21 protein-coding genes and 3 tRNA genes are annotated in these 19,240 nt (G+C 34.6%); 3 read left to right on the top strand and 21 right to left on the bottom strand.

The genetic code is table 11. From position 1 onward, the window contains the following. A complete protein-coding gene (locus JHL15_RS07315) occupies positions 1-528 on the top strand; it encodes a hypothetical protein (protein WP_200244617.1) in 528 nt (175 codons plus the stop codon). Here the strand turns inward: JHL15_RS07315 and JHL15_RS07310 are convergent. From JHL15_RS07310 to JHL15_RS07300, 3 genes are all read right to left on the bottom strand, one after another. Continuing rightward, entirely contained in the window at positions 525-1,559 is a 1,035-nt protein-coding gene (locus JHL15_RS07310) for a L,D-transpeptidase (protein ID WP_200244616.1), read from the bottom strand. The genes JHL15_RS07315 and JHL15_RS07310 overlap by 4 nt on opposite strands. A 122-nt stretch (positions 1,560-1,681) precedes the next feature. Next, positions 1,682-2,158 (bottom strand): cytochrome P460 family protein, encoded by a 477-nt coding sequence (locus JHL15_RS07305; protein ID WP_200244615.1) that lies wholly within the window; start codon positions 2,156-2,158, stop codon positions 1,682-1,684. Between the two features lies 1 nt (position 2,159). Further along, a complete protein-coding gene (locus JHL15_RS07300) occupies positions 2,160-3,122 on the bottom strand; it encodes a cytochrome P460 family protein (protein ID WP_200244614.1) in 963 nt (320 codons plus the stop codon). Positions 3,123-3,293: 171 nt separating this feature from the next. On the opposite strand from JHL15_RS07300, the gene JHL15_RS07295 reads away from it, so the two are divergent. Together JHL15_RS07295 and JHL15_RS07290 are read left to right on the top strand one after the other, a co-directional pair. Next, positions 3,294-4,406: a LytR/AlgR family response regulator transcription factor gene (locus JHL15_RS07295; RefSeq protein ID WP_200244610.1), complete on the top strand. Its 1,113-nt coding sequence runs from the start codon at positions 3,294-3,296 to the stop codon at positions 4,404-4,406. An 86-nt stretch (positions 4,407-4,492) separates the two neighbouring features. Continuing rightward, positions 4,493-5,245 carry a zinc metalloprotease gene (locus tag JHL15_RS07290; protein WP_200244608.1) on the top strand — a complete coding sequence of 251 codons (753 nt, stop codon included), beginning with the start codon at positions 4,493-4,495 and terminating at the stop codon, positions 5,243-5,245. Positions 5,246-5,408: 163 nt separating this feature from the next. Here the strand turns inward: JHL15_RS07290 and JHL15_RS07285 are convergent. The 18 genes from JHL15_RS07285 to JHL15_RS07200 form a co-directional block, all read right to left on the bottom strand. After that, positions 5,409-5,482: transfer RNA gene (locus tag JHL15_RS07285), tRNA-Asp, on the bottom strand. Between the two features lie 33 nt (positions 5,483-5,515). Then, positions 5,516-5,589 (bottom strand) — tRNA-Asp (locus JHL15_RS07280). Between the two features lie 33 nt (positions 5,590-5,622). Beyond that, positions 5,623-5,696, bottom strand: a tRNA-Asp gene (locus JHL15_RS07275). Between the two features lie 128 nt (positions 5,697-5,824). Beyond that, entirely contained in the window at positions 5,825-6,142 is a 318-nt protein-coding gene (gene trxA, locus JHL15_RS07270; RefSeq protein WP_076561138.1) for a thioredoxin, read from the bottom strand. Positions 6,143-6,227: 85 nt separating this feature from the next. Beyond that, positions 6,228-7,403, bottom strand: a complete 1,176-nt coding sequence (locus JHL15_RS07265; protein WP_200244607.1) for a cysteine desulfurase family protein — start codon at positions 7,401-7,403, stop codon at positions 6,228-6,230. 1 nt (position 7,404) lies between these two features. Continuing rightward, the gene (locus JHL15_RS07260; protein ID WP_200244605.1) at positions 7,405-7,869 is read right to left on the bottom strand and encodes a protease complex subunit PrcB family protein; all 465 of its coding nucleotides are present in this window, start codon (positions 7,867-7,869) and stop codon (positions 7,405-7,407) included. A 23-nt stretch (positions 7,870-7,892) separates the two neighbouring features. Then, positions 7,893-8,480 (bottom strand): HAD family hydrolase, encoded by a 588-nt coding sequence (locus tag JHL15_RS07255; RefSeq protein WP_200244604.1) that lies wholly within the window; start codon positions 8,478-8,480, stop codon positions 7,893-7,895. 4 nt (positions 8,481-8,484) lie between these two features. Then, positions 8,485-9,210 carry an SDR family NAD(P)-dependent oxidoreductase gene (locus JHL15_RS07250; protein ID WP_200244603.1) on the bottom strand — a complete coding sequence of 242 codons (726 nt, stop codon included), beginning with the start codon at positions 9,208-9,210 and terminating at the stop codon, positions 8,485-8,487. Next, complete coding sequence (locus JHL15_RS07245) at positions 9,211-10,530, bottom strand: FAD-binding oxidoreductase (RefSeq protein WP_200244601.1); 1,320 nt, start codon at positions 10,528-10,530, stop codon at positions 9,211-9,213. It lies immediately after the preceding gene. Further along, positions 10,527-11,414 (bottom strand): decaprenyl-phosphate phosphoribosyltransferase, encoded by an 888-nt coding sequence (locus JHL15_RS07240; RefSeq protein WP_200244600.1) that lies wholly within the window; start codon positions 11,412-11,414, stop codon positions 10,527-10,529. Before JHL15_RS07240 ends, JHL15_RS07245 begins: the two co-directional genes overlap by 4 nt. Positions 11,415-11,521: 107 nt before the next feature. After that, a complete protein-coding gene (locus tag JHL15_RS07235) occupies positions 11,522-12,214 on the bottom strand; it encodes an OmpA family protein (RefSeq protein ID WP_200244599.1) in 693 nt (230 codons plus the stop codon). 25 nt (positions 12,215-12,239) lie between these two features. After that, positions 12,240-12,731 carry a lipocalin-like domain-containing protein gene (locus JHL15_RS07230; protein ID WP_200244598.1) on the bottom strand — a complete coding sequence of 164 codons (492 nt, stop codon included), beginning with the start codon at positions 12,729-12,731 and terminating at the stop codon, positions 12,240-12,242. Between the two features lie 123 nt (positions 12,732-12,854). Beyond that, positions 12,855-14,537 (bottom strand): S8 family serine peptidase, encoded by a 1,683-nt coding sequence (locus JHL15_RS07225; RefSeq protein ID WP_200244597.1) that lies wholly within the window; start codon positions 14,535-14,537, stop codon positions 12,855-12,857. A 1-nt stretch (position 14,538) separates the two neighbouring features. Further along, positions 14,539-15,162 (bottom strand): WbqC family protein, encoded by a 624-nt coding sequence (locus JHL15_RS07220; RefSeq protein ID WP_394369181.1) that lies wholly within the window; start codon positions 15,160-15,162, stop codon positions 14,539-14,541. 56 nt (positions 15,163-15,218) lie between these two features. Next, on the bottom strand, positions 15,219-16,874 hold the full coding sequence (gene lepB / locus JHL15_RS07215) for a signal peptidase I (RefSeq protein WP_200244593.1): 1,656 nt from the start codon (positions 16,872-16,874) through the stop codon (positions 15,219-15,221). A 76-nt stretch (positions 16,875-16,950) separates the two neighbouring features. Beyond that, complete coding sequence (gene dapB, locus JHL15_RS07210; protein ID WP_200244591.1) at positions 16,951-17,652, bottom strand: 4-hydroxy-tetrahydrodipicolinate reductase; 702 nt, start codon at positions 17,650-17,652, stop codon at positions 16,951-16,953. 46 nt (positions 17,653-17,698) lie between these two features. After that, positions 17,699-18,337, bottom strand: coding sequence for a DUF5683 domain-containing protein (locus JHL15_RS07205; protein ID WP_200244589.1), 639 nt, complete (start codon positions 18,335-18,337; stop codon positions 17,699-17,701). Beyond that, positions 18,338-19,228, bottom strand: a complete 891-nt coding sequence (locus tag JHL15_RS07200) for a ParB/RepB/Spo0J family partition protein (protein WP_200244587.1) — start codon at positions 19,226-19,228, stop codon at positions 18,338-18,340. Positions 19,229-19,240: the final 12 nt, after the last annotated feature.

Below are 19,240 nucleotides of genomic sequence, written 5' to 3'. Positions count from 1 at the left end.
ATGAAAACCGAAGAAACCACATTAGATAAAATACGAACCCGTCCCAGATTCAAAATGTTCACGCATCTGAGTAAGGAGGAATATGCGGAAAATCTAAGCAAGTACCTTAAAAAGCATAAGGATGAGTTTTCCGGTAACGTAAATAAAGAAGTGGCTACTATTTGGGCACAAACTCCTTATGACAATTATTGGAAGCCCAGACTCTCTTTACGTGTAGAAGTAGAGGATGATGACATTGCTATACGGGGTGTATTTGGTCCCAGTTCTGCAGTCTGGACATTTTTTATGTTCCTCTATTTTTCATTTTCAATTTTGTGGATGACCTTTTTCACGATGTACTATGTGGAAAAACAAATTAAAAGTTATGAATTTCCCTGGGCTCTCAATGCTTCATTTGCTATGTTGATATGTATTGCAGCTACATATGCAGCTGCAAGATTTGGGCAAAGCAAAGCTAAAAACGAAATGCAAAAACTCCGAAAGTTTGCAGAAGAGTCAACCCTACAATTCGAAAAGAAAAAAGATTAAGGAGCTAATACTTCAGGCATTTTTGCCGGCTCCTGAATTTCAACAGCTTTTGCTGCTTTAATAGAATCCGCCACTTTTTCCCTGTTATCCTGTTCTTTTATAATTTTCTCAATGTGAGGCTCTATAAGCTTATTCATTTCCTCAACAGAAATATTATTGGCATTAGGATCATCTAATAAATTTCTCCAGGGTTTTCTTTTACCCCATTTATAATCTCCAAAAACCATTACAGCAGTTCCTTTTGCTTTTGTAGTTGCACCTCCTGGGTTTAAGATCCATGTATCAGCGTAAGAATACAACCATTGAGCATCATTTCTTAATAGTCTTAAACATGAATGAGATGCAGGATATCCAGGCAGATCATACTGATGCCATCCTATCCCACCTGTATTAAAAATGTTGAAGTTGTATGGTAATTTCCATTCACTACTAACCGTTGAGATTGACAATTTCTTTTTCCAGTTCGCGAATGTTAAACCCCTTGTGGTCTGCGCAGCCTTTTTCCCCATACTGGTAGGTCCCCATTTCACAAGACTTCCATTAGAATATACTCCATATGCCTGAATAGGATAAGAAAAGATTACAAACTTCTTCACATTACTCAAAACATCTAATTGCATTGGAAACGGCGAATAAGACATCAAGGTGGTATCTATTTTAGCTGGAACTACCAAAGTATCGGAGTTCCATTTATTTTTAGAATCCAGCCTGTTTAATGCTAAAATAGCATAGCGCTCCCTTTCGGAATATTTTTTACTAAATACTCCATATACCGAATCCCTGAGTTTTTTATCCTTCGGAAGAACAAATGCATTATAGAAGCCATTTTCCTGCATGGCAGGAGGTACAGATTCCTTTTTAACTGCTGAATCTTTCTTTACAGAATCCGTTTTTACTGTCGGAGTTTCTGTAGACGTTGTATCATTACTTAAAGTATCATTTATTTTTTCAATTTCCTTTTTACATGAAACTAAAAATAAAGTCAGTATAAGACTGTATAAAAAAGATTTTTTCACAAATATGTTATTCATAAATTTAATTGGTCGCTTAGTTTTGCTACTCAGTACAAATATCAGACCTAAAACGGAATAATCATAATGATGGTTAAAAATATCGTAAAAATACGGTGTAGCCACAAAACTAACTATGTTTTTTAGGGGGATACAGCCATTTTTTGAGAGGTTATAAATGAGATTCGAGAAGTATTAATCTTACTTTCTTTCACTTTTCGAAGAGGTTTGTCCTTATAAGTTTCATAAGTATAGCTATTATGGTCATGAAAAGTCACTTTTTCTACAGAGAAAATATCTTCGGGCACTTTAGCTCCAAACCATAATTCATCTGGCTTCTGTTTCCATGTCACTTCATAAAGTACGGCACCCTGGGGATATTGGGAATCAGCATTATTTCTCGCATAATCAGCAGCAATCTGATTTCCATACAGAGTGGACATCGTATTATCTTTTGGCTGAATAGATGATGTTATAGGGATCATTAACAATGGATTTTCTAACAGCTCATCATTCTGTTGAACAGCAGCTTTTTTATTGAGGTTTTCCTTTTGTTCTGAATGGCAAGACCATAAAGACAGGAAGCTTACAACTATAATATAAATACTCATCTTTTTCATGTTATTTTATTTTTTTAAGTTGTGAAATAAGATACAAAGGAGAAGTAAAAACATAATCCCGATCTTTCATTGGTCGATGACATTCTACACACTCTTTATCGAAGTCCGGATGATCTCCATAAGGCTTAAGATCATTTCCCTTCCATCTTCCCCAGCCCCAACCTTCTGTTTTAGCATATTTCTTAGTGTCTTTCACCATAAATTCTACCTGAATAAACTCACCAGTTGCAATATTCCCGTCAGCATGAACCTCCTGTTTCCAGGCAGTCTTAGCGAAAACAGTACCATCTGGCCAGGGATTGGTATGATGCTCCTGAATTGCCTTCACTGCAATTTCATTCCCGAAAATAATACGCATTGTACTATTATCGAAACGATCCGTTGTACTTATTGCTTTCCATTTTCTATAATCAGGAATATATTTCAATCCATTGGGTGATGGTTTTACAGCTGAATACTTCTTATTCTCTTTTATCCAATTATTATATTCCATTTCAGCCTTATTAATTTGGGTACTATCCGTTACTTTGCGGGGAGCAAGAGATAAGGCATATTCCTTAAGAATCTGAATTTGTCTGTCATTAAGCTTTGTAGATGAATGTACAGCAGAATAACTCGGAAGTGGCATTTCACCTGACAATACTTTATTAATAGCATAATAGATGGTCGAATTCTGCTGGGGTTTCGGCCATGTACTCCATTTTGAAAAATCTAAAGCTTTGCGACCTTCCTTAATATGAGAGGTAACCAAAAAATTGGCTGGTGTCAACTTATCATACCACCGTAAATTAGCTTCAGATGAATGGCAATCAAAACAAGAATTCCTGATAATTGCATTGACTTCTTTTGGAACATTACTTAGATTTTCTGCAGGCTTCCCATAATTGATTTCTTCAGGTCTAAAAAATTGTAGAAGACAGAATACAATCAATAAAACTGCGAGTATTTTAGTATTTCTTTTCATTACAAAACATTTTATAGTTTATTAAATCATAGTCTAAAATTACTAAGAAACAACACTTTATGTTTTCAACAAACCCGTAAAAGGGTAAAAAAGGTATTTAAAGGCGAATATATTCTTCTGAATAATGATTATTTTTGATAAAGGAACATCATAATTCATAGGATTAAACTAATGAAAAAAATCAATCTCTATACCATTACTTTTTTTGCAGTAAGTATTATCATTTTACTGATCAGTTTTCTTTCCTTCCGTTACTTGTATTCATCTTCAAAAGAAGATATCTTTAATAGTAAAATCGAAGCTGGCAAAAGAGAATCCCGTGAGATTGGTAAATTATTAGAATTACAACTCAAACAAGGTCTCTCAAAAGAGGTGGTTATTCAGAATTTACAAAGCAGCATCGTAAATACAGATACTCAAAGCGGATTCATTTGCATGTATAATAGAAATGGAATTGAACTCTGTCATCCCAATCCAGCTTTAATCGGCCATAAAATAGATAAAAACAATTCTGACTTCGTAACAGGCGATCAAAATCAATCAGACTTTGCAGACATTTTAAATTCCGGGCAAATCAGTGCCGGAGTACGAAACTTCCCGGAAAAGATGAAACGTAGCTCTGAAATAGTAAGTGTCTATCCCGTACAGGGAAGTGACTGGATGGTAGCGTCACACGCCAATATCAACAGCCTGGAACAGCAAATAACAAATCTGTATCAAAAGTTCTTATTGGTGTTTATTATTGCATCTCTGATTATTTTAGGCATCAGTTTTATTGTAATAAGATGGATTTACAAGAAATATGAGGATAAAAAAAATGAAATTATCAATGACCTTAATCTGGAAATCAATAATTTGACAACATTAAATAAGCAACTTAATACAATTCAGGAAAAATATCAGGAAATCCCCCCTATCCGATCAGATGAAAGCATAACAGAAAGTTCGAAAAAAAGAATAATCACCTATCACAAAGATGAATTAATTTCTCTAGAAACTTCAGAGATTGCTTATTTCTTTTTAGAAAGTAATACCGTTTATCTCCTGACTTTTAAAGGGGGTCAGTATTCTATCAACTCAAGCCTTGATGAGATTATCAAAACATTAGATAATGAGATGTTCTACCGAGCCAACAGACAGTTTATTATTAATATCAAAGCTATTGGCAGTATTCTTATGTATGGAAAAAACCAACTCAAATTAGTAGTGCAACCTGAAAGTAGTGAAACAATTCTCATTAGTAAAAACAAAGTCGCCGAATTCAAAAAATGGATTGAACAATAAATAAGCTTCATCCTATTATAGAAATGACTTTGAATTTTATTTTTACTATTATTGTATCCTTATAATCTTAATAAACACAATACGAAATGATCAAAAAAATTATTATTCCAGTTTTAATCCTTGCTTCTATTGTTTCTTGCAGCAGAGATAATGAATTTAGTAATGGATCATCAGACTACAATCATTCTGGCTCTGTCGGCGCTTCTTCTAATGATCTATTAAACAATAGCCGTTACAATTCTTTGTTGATAGAAATCCAATATATGCCTGGATATGCACCAGATGCTCAAGCTGTAGACCATTTAAAAAATTTCCTTTCTTCCTTTCTTCAGAAAAATGGTGGAATCACTATTAATCAACGTGAAATCCAGGGAGCTTCATCTTCCAGTCTATCTGCTGAAGATATCAGACGGATAGAAAATACAAACCGTACAGTTTTTACTAATGGATCGACTATGGCTGTAAATATTCTTTACACCAATGGGCAGTACTCCGGTAGTTCAAATACGTTGGGAATTGCATATCGCAATACCTCTATTGCTTTATTTGGTAAAACGATCCGTGATAATTCCGGGGGATTTGGGCAAACAAGCAGAACCAAACTTGAAGCAACAGTGCTTGAACATGAATTAGGACATCTATTAGGATTGGTGGATCTGGGATCACCGATGCAAACAAGCCATAAAGATCCTTCCAATGGAAATCATTGTTCCAACCAGAATTGCCTGATGTATTACGCTTCTGAAACTACCGATATTCTGGGATTCCTTACCACAGGTAATATTCCTCAATTAGACAATAACTGCAAAGCAGATCTCAAAGCTAATGGCGGAAAATGATGTACGCTTACATATTGTAGTCTGTAGTGTATCAAAAGGTCTGTGCAATGGAGGGAAACACTCTTCAATAAAAGCCATCATTGAAGATTAAAATCAATTTTAATTAGAACTTTCTTACAAACAAAAAATGCTGTAAAATAAATTTTACAGCATTTTTATATTGCGATCCGGACGGGACTCGAACCCGCGACCTCCGCCGTGACAGGGCGGCATTCTAACCAGCTGAACTACCGGATCAGTAGTCCTGAGTTTTCAATCAAATTTGATATGCGATCCGGACGGGACTCGAACCCGCGACCTCCGCCGTGACAGGGCGGCATTCTAACCAGCTGAACTACCGGATCAGTAGTTCTAATAATTTCAAATAAATTTGATTGCGATCCGGACGGGACTCGAACCCGCGACCTCCGCCGTGACAGGGCGGCATTCTAACCAACTGAACTACCGGATCAAATTTTGTTAAAGAACTCGTTTCTTTTTTGTGATTGCAAAATTACACCTTTTTTAATTTCCTGCAAATTATTTGTTAAAAAAATACCTTCCAAAAGTGGAAGGCATTCATTATCAAAGTTATTTTTTTTATAAGTGAGCGCTTAATTTCTCAGCGATTACCTCTTTTGGCGTTACTCCAACCAATTTATCTACAACTTCACCATTCTTAAATATAAGAACAGTAGGGATATTTCTGATACCGTATTGCATAGAAATTTCCTGATTGTTGTCTACATCTACTTTTCCTACTAGCGCTTTTCCTTCAAAATCTGTTGCAACTTCTTCGATGATTGGTCCCAATGTTCTACAAGGTCCACACCATACTGCCCAAAAGTCTACCAATACCGGTTTATCTGATTTTAAAACCGTTTCCTGAAATGAGCTATCCGTAATTTCTAAAGCCATTTTTTTTATTTTATTTAAATTAATATTCTATTGTATTTTTAATCCTTAATTGGATAAACAAAATTACTACTTTTCAGCAATAAGACTATCTATGCTCGACATTTGTTTTTTCTATAACGAAATCATTTGAAATTTCTTTCAAAGCGTTGACCAAAGCATCAATATCTGCTTTTGTAGTAAGATGGCTAAATGAAACTCGTAATGGTGTACAATGATCCATTTCATCTTCTGATAAAACCATCATCATAACCATTGAAGGTTTAGAAGCTCCGGAAGAGCATGCGCTCCCCTGAGATACAGCAATACCTTTCATATCCAGTTGCAGACCTATTAAAGGGTCTTTATAGGGTAATAAAATACTTAAAACACTATCAACACTATTCTCCATTTCTCCGCTTCGTCCATTAAACTTAATATTCAGAATTTCTGCGGATAATCTTTCGATAGCATATTTTTTAATTTCTCTAATATGACCAGCATACGCTTCCATATTGTTGATGCAAAGCTCTAATGCTTTACCTAAGCCAACTATACCAGCAACGTTTTCAGTTCCTGCTCTCAGGCTTCTTTCCTGAGGACCTCCTGTAATAATACCTTTAAGGCCTGTTGCTTTTCTGATGAAAGCAAAACCAACTCCTTTTGGCCCATGGAATTTATGAGCACTGCATGACGCGAAATCTACCGGAATAGCAGAAAAATCAAACTCCATGTGAGCCATTGTTTTTACCGTATCAGCATGATAAAGTGCATTGTTTGCTTTGCATAGCTCTGCAATTTTCTTAATATCTACAATGTTCCCAATTTCATTATTAGCATGCATTAAGCTTACTAATGTTTTTTTATCTGAAGATTTTAATAGTTCTTCTAATTTATTAAGATCAGTATCTCCTTTCTCATTAGGGCGGATGTATACAACCTCCACACCTTTTCTGTTCTTCATATCCAAGATACTCTCTGAAACACATTTGTGTTCCAATGGCGAACTTATGATTCTCTCCACTCCAAGATGCTCTACACTGGACTTAATAATCATATTGTTAGACTCGGTGCCACAGGAAGTAAAAATAATTTCAGCAGGTGTTACATGAAGATAATCAGCAATCTGTCTTCTTACACTTTCAATAAGAATTTTAGCCTCTTGTCCGAAGCTGTGAGTAGAAGAAGGATTTCCAAAATTCATTCTCATGGTACCTACCATTGCATCAATAACTTCTTCTGAAAGTGGTGTTGTTGCTGCGTTATCTAAATATACTTTATTCATTTTATTTTGAATATTTTAATACGACGGAATTGAATTGATAATTTGATGGAACTGTAAAAACAACCCAGGGGTTTGATATTACCTGTATTTCCATTCCTCCAGACTCTCGTTGTGGAACTTCTACATATAATACATTATCCTTTAAAGAAAGACTTTTAATTTCTGTGATTTTATGGTCCCCAGACCTGAAAGTTCCCAGATTATATAAAACAGCTTTTTGATTTTTCGGAAAAGTAGGATATTTAACAGTAGATTCTTTACCTATTTCGGCAAGACTCGAATTACCTTTTATAATTTTTTGAAGTTCTTCATCATTTTTTAAAATGGAGAACCCAGCGTTCTCAGTACCTCCCTGAGATTCAGAAACGAGAATATTTCCACCTTTTTGTGCATCATTAGATGCTGAAGATGGCGCACTTGTACAACTCATGAAAAGAGCAAGAAACCAAATAAACAGTTTATTCATTGTTACATTTTTACATCCCAAAATTAGTGAAAAAATTGATAATGTCCTTCATTTGCCCATTTTAGCATTGGTTTATCTCCTGAAGTATCGCCAAAAGCAATTATTTTATCGTATTTTGAGTTGCTTATTTGTTCTTTGATTCTAATTAATTTCTCTTTTCCGTTGCAGTTTTTTCCAATAAAATTTCCGGTAAAAACACCGTTTTTAAACTCTGCACGAGTGGAAACCAGTTGCATTTGAAGTTCTTCCGCAAATGGTTTTACCCAGATATCTAAGGATGCCGTAACTAATAGACTCTGAGTATTATTACGATCAATATTTTTAATAAAGTCCAGTGCATTTTCCCGAACAATTCTGGGATAATGATGCTCAAAAAATTGCTTGGCTTTTTTCTCTATCTTTTCCTGAGATTGCCCTTTGAGGATAGATCCAATAAAACTTTTCTTCACTTTCTCCGTTTCTGCCAATTTCAGCTTTAATAAAATGAAAAGAGGAACATGTCTTAAAAATTGTATATGATATTTTGTAGAATCGTAAAACTTAAGATACATGAACATAGTATCCTTATAGGTTATGGTACCATCAAAATCAAAACAATACAATTTTTTCATTTTTTTAAAGCTTTAATTTCTTAAATATAAATTCAGGAATATTCCTGATGATCATCATAATAATCCCCCATATTGGCAATACATAAGCAACATTCTTTTGTTTTTTATATGCCTTGTAAATGCAAGCCGCTGCTTGCTTGGGTTTAGCTGTTAACTTAGGATTTAATGGTAATCCTTCAGTCATTTTGGTTTCCATAAAACCAGGTTTTATGGTAAGCACATGTACTTTTTTATCAAAAAGATAATTTCGTAAACCACTTAAATATGCAGTAAAAGCAGCTTTTGCACTTCCATAAATAAAATTACTCTGTCTTCCTCTATCTCCTGCAACTGATGATAACCCAATAATTGTCCCTGATCTCCTGCTTTCAAACTTTTGGGCGAAATAATTCATTACCGGAACCAATTTTGAATAATTGATATTGATAATTTTTTCAGTGTTTTTATGATCATATAATCCTTCTTCTGTTCCATCGCCCATATATCCCACAGCACAAAATAATACATTTGAACTGACATTTTCAAATCTTGTATAATCTATTTCTTTCATCAGATCCAGCTCGATTACTTCTGCCTGCTGTAGAAACTTAACATCTATATGTCTTGCAAACCTTTCTGTAGTTTCTTTACTGGAGGTAAACAGATAAATTTTTTCATATTTTTCTCCTTCCTGTAATGCTTTTTCAACAAAAGCCTGTGCTACTTCGGAGGTACTTCCCAGAACTATCATCTACTCGTTATTATTTATGATTCTTTTGTGCTGTAACGACACAAATTTTGGACTTTGAATATTTTTAAGATAATTGGTCAGAGAAGATTTACTCATGCTATCTTTTGTCAGGTAGATTCTACCATCAAATTCCTGAACAATATTATCCAGTTCCTCAACCAGTTTTTTAAGTTTGGAATTTACTTTAAAATCTAATGCTAATGTATATCCTTCAATTGGAAACGAATTATAAGCTTCCTTATTATCTTTCCCAAAAAGTTTTAAAACAGCTAAGAATGATGCGTTCTTGTTATTAGCAATCGTTTCCAGAATTTTCTTCATTCCTTCTCTTCCGGATTCTTTTGGAATCACCATCTGATATTGAATAAATCCAGATTTACCGTAAATCTTGTTCCAATCGGTAACAAAATCTAATGGATAAAAGAATGTTTCATAATCAATAAAATTCTTGACCTCCTTTTTAGATTGTTTTTTGTAATACAACAAGTTAAAAATCTTTACTGTTAAAGCATTTAAAACAAACCCAGGAAAATAAAAAGGAACAGTTGGCTGAATTTTTTTCTTTAATCGCAAAGGAGTCTTCTTCATATTCTCAGGAAGTTCGTGCTGAAAAGCATGTTCTCCTCTCATTAAAATACTTCTTCCTATATTTTTACCTTTCTGTAAACAATCAATCCATGCTACTGTGTAAGTCCAGCTTTCACTCTCTTCAAACAGTTTAAATATTTCATCAAGATTTTCCGCTTTAATGCTCTCCTGACGAATATATGCTGATTCAATATTCTTAAGCTTAAACTTTGCAGTCAGAATAATACCGGTAAGCCCCATACCACCAATTGTTGCCCAAAATTTATCTGCATTTGATTCTCTCGAACAAGTAATTATCTCGCCATTTTCTGTCATTAATTTAAACTCAATAACATATTCTGAAAAGCAACCTTCCGAATGATGATTTTTTCCATGTACATCTGATGCTATAGCTCCACCAATGGTAACAAATTTAGTTCCTGGTGTTACATATAGAAAATACCCCTGTGGAACTGCAATTTCCAGTACATCTGAAAGCAGAACTCCTGATTCACATTCTATAATACCGTTTAATCGGTCAAAACTGATGAATTTATTTAATTTTTTTGTAGAAAATATGTGTTCTCCCAATGAGGCATCTCCGTAGCATCTTCCATTTCCTCGTGCAATTACCTCATTGTGGTTCAGTACAAATTCTTTTATCTTTTTGAAGCTGTCCTCAGACTTCATTTCTTTTTCCACTATGGGAAAGTTGCCCCAATTGGTAACTTTTTGTATAAAATTTGGCTTCATTTCTTAAAATAAATTTGAATTAAAAATGTAGCGACCCATAATAATAAGGTAACCTGAATGTACCTGTCTCTATATACAATTTTTGTCGGAGACTCTGTTCTGTTATATACCAGCGTTTGTTGTAGGTATCTCAAAAATGCGAACACAACAAAAATAACGGTATAGAAAACTCTTTCATGAAATTTAGCCTGTACTTCCGGTGATAGCGTAAACATCAGATAACACATGATAGCCAGTGTCACTGAAATAGAAAGTGCAATATCTGCAAATTGTACATTATAACCATCTAATGCCCTTCTTGTTTTCCCGGAAACCTGCGCATTAATCAATTCTCCTCTTCTTTTTCCTATTGCCAATACGAGTGCCAATACAAATGTCAACAATATAGCCCATTGGGAAATACTGATCCCTGTAATATAACCTCCAGCCAGAACTCTTAAAACAAATCCTGTAGCAATAATAAAAATATCAATGATCGGAACGTGTTTTAATTTAAATGTATAGGCAAGATTCATAACAAAATAAAATGCTATGATCGTAGCAAATTTCCATAGAATCTCTTCAAAATAAAATTGTGCAAAAAGAACGAGGAAAATATCCACTACAACCAAACCTATAAGGATCGTTATCGCTTTCGGCTTTGAAATGGCCCCACTTGCCAGTGGTCTCTTCCTTTTCTCGGGATGTTGTCGGTCTGCTTCAATGTCATTATAATCGTTCAGAATATAAACCATACTGGCAGCAAGGGAAAAAATAATAAAAGCAAAGATACTTTTAGAAAGCAGGTCAAGGTTTTTAATATTGCCAGAGAAAAACAAAGGCACAAAAACAAATAGATTTTTTACCCATTGCTCCACACGCAGCAGTTTAAGATATTTCTTCATTTATGTTGTTTCAATTGCAAAAATAGTAATTTCAAAATGAGTAGCATAAAAGTACAAAAAAAACCGCCGTGGCGGTCTTTTAAGAAAATATTTATATAATAAATTAATTATTGCCCTTGTTGTTTGGCTTCATTAATCATTTTTTCATTTGCAGTAATAGCAAACTCTACTCTTCTGTTTTTAGCTCTTCCTTCGTCAGTATCATTGCTTGCAACCGGCATGTTTTTACCTTCTCCTTTTGTAAACATTCTGTTTGAAGCAATTCCTTTACTTACTAAATATGCTTTTACAGCGTCTGCTCTTCTTTGAGAAAGTGACATATTATAAGCATCTTTACCTACACTGTCTGTATGTCCATAGATGTTAATATTCGTATCAGGGTTATTCTCTAATACTTTTTCTAATTTATCTAAGTTGGTTTGAGCTACAGATGTAAGGTTTGAAGAGTCAAAAGCAAAATTAACGATGCTTTCGTTCATAGTAACTTTAATACCATCTCCTACTCTTTCTACTTGAGCTCCTGGTAAAGTTTCTTTAATTTCTTTAGCCTGCTTATCCATTTTGTTACCGATAACGTTACCTGCAACACCACCAATAATACCACCTAATACAGCTCCTAAAGCTCCGTTTCCTCCTTTACCTACGTTATTACCTAAAATACCTCCAAGAACAGCTCCGGATGCAACCCCCACTGCTGTACCTCTTTGTTGGTGATTAGAATTCTGAACTGCTTCACAACTTGTCAATAACAATGTTGATGATAGGAAGATACCTGCGATATATGTTTTATTAAATTTCATCTTTTTATTTTTTTCTTGTTATAAATTATTTCATTCCAGTTCTTTGGAAATTGTATACCACTCTTACTGTACTTCCATCAAATGGAACATTTTGTTCAAGTGAAAACTGATCTGTAGATTGGTTGATCAAATTTAAAGAGTACCCAACCGTATTTTGTTTAGCTTTTGTTCCTTCAGCAATTTTCTTAAACATAAAAGTATTTCCACCTTTAACTTCAAATTTAATTGGCTGTGTAATGCTAGGGCAGCTTCCACCTCCATTTAAGCTATAAGATCCTGTGTAGTTATTAGGAATTAATCTCCAATGGCTTCCTACAAAACATTGTGCATCCGCTCCTTCATCAAAAGGCTTGATTTTAAATCCTTTATCATAATCAATGCTAACAATTTCCCAATCACCTTTAATTTTTAAAAAGTCAGATTTTTGGTTTTGTGATGTTTGTGCGTTTTTCACTGAGGAACAAGACACTGCAAAAAGTGATGTTCCCAACATTCCTGCAAGTAGTAACTTTTTCATTTTGTCGTTTATTTTTTATTACAATAAAGTTACAAAAAACCGTGCCAAAATTGAAAAATAAAAATAAAAAAGTCCGAAAAATTCGGACTTTACATGATATACACTGTATTGCAGTGAAATATATTATTTTTTAACAGTCTTTTTTACGGATTTCGCAGCTTTTTTTACAACTGAAGTTTTCCCGTTATAGAAGTTGGTATAAGCATATTCTGCCGCTTTCTTTAGATCAATAACACCTCCTGCCTGTGAAAGATCAGTAAATCCATTTTCAGTACTTGCATTACTTGACTTCACTAAAGCTTCAATAATCTGATCTGGCTTTAAGTTAGGCATGTAGGCCAATAAAACAGCAGCAGCCCCAGCTACAACCGGAGAAGCCATTGAAGTTCCCTGTAGGTATTCATATGAACTTGTAGGAACAGTAGAATAAATTTCTTCACCTGGAGCAAAGACATTAACCATTTTCTTATTGAAATTGGAGAAATCTGCTCTCAATTGATTATTTCTGTTCGTGCTAGCACCAACCACAATTACATTGTTTACAAATGGTTTATCATCTGTAATATTTTTGAAATTCGTAGGATATGCAAGGTGCTCAGCTACATCTTCATTTTCATTTCCTGCTGCTTTTACTAAAAGAACTCCTTTATCCTCTGCATATTTAAATGCATCCCAAACTACATTTTTACCTGGAGAAACAGGCTTTCCAAAGCTCATATTTAAAACCTTAGCACCATTATCTACAGCATATCTGATAGCATTTGCAACATCTTTATCTCTTTCATCTCCGTTTGGAACTGTTCTTACAGACATAATTTTAGCTACTCTTGAAGCTACTCCATACTGAACTTCTTTTCCTTGAGGAAGACCAGCAATAATTCCGGCAACGTGAGTCCCATGCTCAGCATCAGGTCCTTGATAGTGATTATTACCGTAATTTTTTTGAGCATAATCATCATAATTATCTCCCACGATCTCAGCTCTTGTATCATAGCTCAGATCATATTGTTTTGCAGCAGGCGCAAAATGATCGATAGCACCTTTCATTTCTTTCTTCATTGCCGTTTCAAAATCAGCAGAAGATTTCCCTTTAAATTCCGGGCTTTGAGCAACCTGAGTCAGAATATTAAGTGCAATAGCATCTTTTTGTTCTGTTGGAGCCTTTATTGCAGCAACATTTTCAGCAGTTACAGATTTACCTCCTAAAAGTTTAATCATATTAGGAATTAAATCATTGATCATGGTATATTGCTGAAGGCTTTGTTTTGCCTCAATACTTTTCTTACCAAAAAGTTCTTTAGCCTTCATATACATCGCAAACTCTTCCGGCATTTTAGCCTGATTAGCCTTGTTCTTAGTAGAATCATCACCCTCAAATACGGTCTTATATTTGGCAACAACTCTCGTTACCTCCATATTATCAATGTCTACATCTCCATTTTTCCCTCCAATAAAGTTCCATCCATGAACATCATCGATATATCCGTTTCCATCATCATCTTTTCCATTATTCGGAACTTCATTAGGATTTGACCAAATATTTTTAATCAATCCCGGGTGATCCACCTGTACTCCGCTATCTAGAACACCTACAACAACAGTTTTAGGTTTTAGCCCTTTAGATTCTAAATATTTATACGCATTTTCTGTATTGATACCATAAACCTTAGTAGTTCCAAAGTCTTTGTGGTACCATGTCATTAAATCTTTATTTTCTTTCGGATCAACACTCTTCCCCTCTGCCTGTTGTGCAAAAGCAGAATTAAAGCCTGCTAAGAAAACAGCAGCTAATAATACCTTTTTCATGCTAGTATGATTGTTTAATATTTTTTATATATGTCAAAGATTCAGGTCCTTTGTTACAAATCAGATCCAGAATCGATAAGTCATTTAAAAATCCTAATTTATCAGAGAATGTTTGATAATAATTTTCCATTTCATATTCTGAAGGAATTTTTGTTGAAAACTTTTCTCTAAAATTGATTTCCTCAGGATTTTTGATATATTCTTCATTCAAAGAGTATGCCTTTTCTGTTTTTAAGATTTGCTGTATAATCTCTAAACCTTTGATATTAAAATCTAAAAGGTAGTTTTCCTTTAATTCAAATAGCTTTATTAATTTATCTTCATAGAATTCAAAATAAGGAGAACTCTGATAAGCTGTTTTGATAGACTTCCAGTGAAGCTTTCTCCAATCTTCTCTGTTGGAGACTTCTATTTCTTTCAAAGCTCTCTTCCCGGTGTGACTGATCGGAATTATTAAAGATAGCTTTCCATTGGCACCATATATATTGGTCCTGTTTCTATAAGTCTGTTTAGGAAAATTTTCAAATTGCTCAAAAGCAACTTCATTTTCAGCATTTAAAAAGACTGAAAACCATGAAATTGGTGGTAAATAAAACACCGGTAATAATACATTCTTCATATTCATAATGCAAAAATGAAGTATTTTTTCAAATACTTCATTCTATTTTAAATTTATTTTATTTATAAATCTTCTTCTGTTTTTTTCTTTCTGAACAGTTTAACAAAGTAATCCCATCCAAAGAATAAAATAAGAATCATTGCTGCTATCCACCAGTAAGAAGTTTTATTAGCTTCTCCTGTATTTGTCGCTTTAAACATTCTATCCCAACGAATCTTGAATGGCGCCTGATAAGAAGAACTGGCATCCTTAAACACACCTTGTAAACTCATCCAGGTAAATATCGGTTTCCCGACAATATTTTCTTCAGGAACGAAACCAAAGAATCTCGCATCCAATGAAGCATCTCTGTTATCTCCCACCATCATATAATAATCTTGCTGGATAGTATATTGATTCGTTTCTTTTCCATTGATCAAGATCTTTCCATTCTTATTTTCCAGGCTGTTATGCTCATATTCAGAAATGATCCATTGATACATTGGAAGAGTTTCTTTATTAATAGCTACTACATCACCTTTCTTAGGTATCCTAAGCGGACCATACCAATCCTGATTCCAAGGTTTATTAATCGGAAATATAGATTGAGTGGTATCAATACTTTTTGTGTAAGCCGTTTTATCAGCGTTTAACTTATGTTGAACCGTAGCTGAATCTTTTGGAAAAATACTTTCTTCCATATCGATTACACTTGGCAATACTTTAATTTCTGCAGCAGTTTTATTCGTTAAACCCTGGAACATGTAAACAAAACCTTTATCGGTCTGCATTTCTCTTACTGGTAAGAAACCATAGGTATTATACAATCCAGGAATATCTAATTGAGCTCCTGTATTAACCGTATACGCATGCTGAACTTCCTGATCTCCTAAAACAGTCTCAGGCTTACCATTTACAAAAAGCCTTCCAGCTCTCATTTCAAATGTATCTCCCGCAGTGGCAACACATCTTTTTACATATGGATCTTTTCTATCGATCGCAGTATGTACTGAATCCTGGGGATAGTTGAATACCAGAACATCATTCTTTTGAGGTTTGCTGAACTGCATTATTCTTGCATAAGGCAGCTTCACACCATCTACATAAGATTTTGGATCATCTTTTGGATTTCCAGGTTCCCCTGTATCCATAATAGTTCCTTGTAAGAAAGGTATTGCTAACGGACGCATTGGTAATCTATACCCGTAGCTCCATTTATTTACAAATAAGAAATCCCCAACCAACAATGTTCTTTCCATCGATCCGGTGGGAATACCAAAAGGCTGTGTTACGAAAACGTGAATAATGGTTGCAAAAACAACAGCAAAAGTAACTGACCCCAAGAATGAATCCTTCTTTTTTGCATTTTTTTCCTCATCGGTTAAGAACAACTCATTTTCATCTTCCAATTCTACATCCTTACCATAATTCACCACCGCCATATAAATAAACGGAAGAATTACCGTAAGCAGCTGATCTTTGAAAAGAGTCTTTCCAAATTTTTTCATTAAATATAAATGAAAAACAGACATCATGATCGGACCTACGATCGGCAAATAGGATAAAATAGCCCACCATTTAGGGTGCTTGGTTTCTTTTAGAATAATAAAATAATTGTAAAAAGGTATAAAAGCGAATAACGGACTATACCCCAATTTTTTGAACAGCTTCCATGTTGAAATCCCCATTAATAAGGATAAAATGAGAACATATACTGTATAAGTTAAAAAGTAATTCATAAATTTCGTGCCTATTCTATTAATTTGCGTTGAGCAACTTCTTTATTAGTTTATGATTCGGGGGTTTTGTTACAGATCAAAGCCCCAAAACATCTTTCATTGTGAAATTTCCTTTTTTATCTTTAATCCATTCTGCAGCAACTACGGCTCCTAGTGCAAAACCATTTCTATTAAATGCCGTGTGCTTGATTTCAATTTCATCTACTTCACTTTTATAAAACACACTGTGCGTTCCGGGAACCTCATCTTCTCTAACAGCAAAAATACCTAACTGGTTTCCCTGTGTTTCTTCTAACTTCCATGCATCAAATTTGGGATTGTTTTTAAAGATACCTTCAGCTAAGGAAATAGCTGTTCCACTTGGAGCATCCAGTTTATGAATGTGATGAATTTCTTCCAATTGGCAAGAATATTCATTAACGTTCTTCATCAGATCAGCTAGCTTTTCATTCAAAGCAAAGAATAGATTAACCCCCAAACTAAAGTTGGAACCATATAAAAATGCAGTTTGATTTTCAACTGCAATACTTTCTATTTCTGCTTTTTTATCCAGCCAGCCTGTTGTTCCGCTAATAACAGGGATATTATTTTCCAAACATGCCTTTATGTTGTTGAAAGCTACTTCAGGTAATGAAAATTCGATAACAACATCTGGATTATTAAGATTTTCAGCAGTTGGAGTTTCTTTCAGACGGGCAACAACATCATGTCCTCTCTTTGTAGCAATTTCATCTATGATCTTGCCCATTTTTCCATATCCAACTAATGCTATTCTCATGTATTATTTATTATTTGTTATCATAGAAAACTATGATTTATACTCATTAAAATCTATAACTTAAACTTAGACCTGTTTTAGGAGGCTCGATACTAAACTGATCTTGAATTACAGCAGGTTTAAAAGTTAAATCAGGGTCATGGCGGCTTTCGTAAAGATGAGCATCTACCACAGCATCTACAATACTTAAAATGTAGATCAACCCACTGATCGCTATGGCGTAATCTCTTTGTCTTTTTGCCCTATCCTGTACGTTTGCTAATGCTACTTTATCCAACCATGGTCGGCTATCGATAAATTCATTGGGAGTTCCATTTAATTTGGCAATATAATACTCTCTGTACTTCTTGTACTGTTTATCATTCCACATGGCAATTCCAACTCCAGTTCCTACAGCTCCCCAAACAATAGGGATTTTCCAATATTTTTTATTATAAAACTGACCAAGTCCGGGAAAAACAGCAGAGTACAGACCTGCTTTTGTAGGATTTAATTTTAAAGTTTTTGCTGTAGGCCCATTTGCTTTTTCAAGATCTGCAACCACTTTAGCCTCAGATTTCTGTGGCTTTGCAGCAGAAACACTATCCTTCGGATGGTGCTCTACCCGAATTGTATCATTTGGATTTACTTGTGAATAGGCTAATGCAAACAGACACAAGAAAAAAGTGAACAATAATTTCTTCATTTATTTAATGTGGGATAGGATGTATTCCAATTCATCCTCGTTCTTAAAGTCAAGAACAATTTTACCTTTTTTACCATTCCCAGTCGTTTTGATCTCCACTTTTACATCTAAGATGTCAGAAATTGTTTTCTGGGCTCTTTTATAATTATTGGAAAGTTCCGCTTTTACTTTTTTGGCAGCAGGTGATTTTGGATTCTTCAATGCTGTAGCAGCCTGTTCTGCCTGACGTACATTGAGCTGCTCTTTAATGATAAGGTCAAATAAAATTTGCTGCAACTCATCATTCTCCATGCTTATGATTGCTCTACCGTGCCCCGCAGAAATCTCACCACTTCGGATAGCATTCTGGATATCCGGACTCAATCTCAACAATCTGATGGAATTGGTAATGGTACTTCTGTCCTTACCTACTCTCTGGCTAAGATTTTCCTGAGTCATTCCGATCTCATCCAGAAGTCTTTGGTAAGTAAGGGCAATCTCAATAGAATCAAGGTCTTCTCTTTGAATATTTTCAACAAGAGCCATTTCTAAAAGCTCCTGATCATTTACTAAACGAATGTAAGCAGGAATAGAAGTTAAACCAGCAATTTTACTAGCTCTAAAACGTCTTTCCCCTGATATAATCTCAAATCTCTCCCCTTCTTTTCTTAAGGTGATGGGCTGGATGACCCCTAGATTTTTAATTGATTGAGCAAGTTCATTTAAAGCTTTCTCGTCAAAATAAGTTCTTGGCTGAGTCGGATTAGGATAAATATCTTCAATCGCAACTTCTACAATATTTCCAACAAACTTGTCTGCTCCCTCATCGGTAGCAGAATTAACAGTCGCTTTCGATTCAGCGCTTAATATAGCTCCTAAACCTCGTCCCATCGCTCTTTTTTTATCCTTCATAAATATAATTGG

The sequence above is a fragment of the Chryseobacterium paridis genome (genome assembly GCF_016595215.1).
GTDB lineage: Bacteria > Bacteroidota > Bacteroidia > Flavobacteriales > Weeksellaceae > Chryseobacterium > Chryseobacterium paridis.
Note: the sequence above shows the minus strand (reverse complement) of the source record. Positions and strands in the feature narration are given on the sequence as shown.

What these genes read in the sequence shown, in the direction of transcription:
- JHL15_RS07315 (WP_200244617.1), top strand. Translation starts at nt 1, where the DNA reads ATGAAAACCGAAGAAACCACATTAGATAAAATACGAACCCGTCCCAGA.
- JHL15_RS07310 (WP_200244616.1), bottom strand. Translation starts at nt 1,559, where the DNA reads ATGAATAACATATTTGTGAAAAAATCTTTTTTATACAGTCTTATACTG.
- JHL15_RS07305 (WP_200244615.1), bottom strand. Translation starts at nt 2,158, where the DNA reads ATGAAAAAGATGAGTATTTATATTATAGTTGTAAGCTTCCTGTCTTTA.
- JHL15_RS07300 (WP_200244614.1), bottom strand. Translation starts at nt 3,122, where the DNA reads ATGAAAAGAAATACTAAAATACTCGCAGTTTTATTGATTGTATTCTGT.
- JHL15_RS07295 (WP_200244610.1), top strand. Translation starts at nt 3,294, where the DNA reads ATGAAAAAAATCAATCTCTATACCATTACTTTTTTTGCAGTAAGTATT.
- JHL15_RS07290 (WP_200244608.1), top strand. Translation starts at nt 4,493, where the DNA reads ATGATCAAAAAAATTATTATTCCAGTTTTAATCCTTGCTTCTATTGTT.
- trxA (WP_076561138.1), bottom strand. Translation starts at nt 6,142, where the DNA reads ATGGCTTTAGAAATTACGGATAGCTCATTTCAGGAAACGGTTTTAAAA.
- JHL15_RS07265 (WP_200244607.1), bottom strand. Translation starts at nt 7,403, where the DNA reads ATGAATAAAGTATATTTAGATAACGCAGCAACAACACCACTTTCAGAA.
- JHL15_RS07260 (WP_200244605.1), bottom strand. Translation starts at nt 7,869, where the DNA reads ATGAATAAACTGTTTATTTGGTTTCTTGCTCTTTTCATGAGTTGTACA.
- JHL15_RS07255 (WP_200244604.1), bottom strand. Translation starts at nt 8,480, where the DNA reads ATGAAAAAATTGTATTGTTTTGATTTTGATGGTACCATAACCTATAAG.
- JHL15_RS07250 (WP_200244603.1), bottom strand. Translation starts at nt 9,210, where the DNA reads ATGATAGTTCTGGGAAGTACCTCCGAAGTAGCACAGGCTTTTGTTGAA.
- JHL15_RS07245 (WP_200244601.1), bottom strand. Translation starts at nt 10,530, where the DNA reads ATGAAGCCAAATTTTATACAAAAAGTTACCAATTGGGGCAACTTTCCC.
- JHL15_RS07240 (WP_200244600.1), bottom strand. Translation starts at nt 11,414, where the DNA reads ATGAAGAAATATCTTAAACTGCTGCGTGTGGAGCAATGGGTAAAAAAT.
- JHL15_RS07235 (WP_200244599.1), bottom strand. Translation starts at nt 12,214, where the DNA reads ATGAAATTTAATAAAACATATATCGCAGGTATCTTCCTATCATCAACA.
- JHL15_RS07230 (WP_200244598.1), bottom strand. Translation starts at nt 12,731, where the DNA reads ATGAAAAAGTTACTACTTGCAGGAATGTTGGGAACATCACTTTTTGCA.
- JHL15_RS07225 (WP_200244597.1), bottom strand. Translation starts at nt 14,537, where the DNA reads ATGAAAAAGGTATTATTAGCTGCTGTTTTCTTAGCAGGCTTTAATTCT.
- JHL15_RS07220 (WP_394369181.1), bottom strand. Translation starts at nt 15,162, where the DNA reads ATGAATATGAAGAATGTATTATTACCGGTGTTTTATTTACCACCAATT.
- lepB (WP_200244593.1), bottom strand. Translation starts at nt 16,874, where the DNA reads ATGAATTACTTTTTAACTTATACAGTATATGTTCTCATTTTATCCTTA.
- dapB (WP_200244591.1), bottom strand. Translation starts at nt 17,652, where the DNA reads ATGAGAATAGCATTAGTTGGATATGGAAAAATGGGCAAGATCATAGAT.
- JHL15_RS07205 (WP_200244589.1), bottom strand. Translation starts at nt 18,337, where the DNA reads ATGAAGAAATTATTGTTCACTTTTTTCTTGTGTCTGTTTGCATTAGCC.
- JHL15_RS07200 (WP_200244587.1), bottom strand. Translation starts at nt 19,228, where the DNA reads ATGAAGGATAAAAAAAGAGCGATGGGACGAGGTTTAGGAGCTATATTA.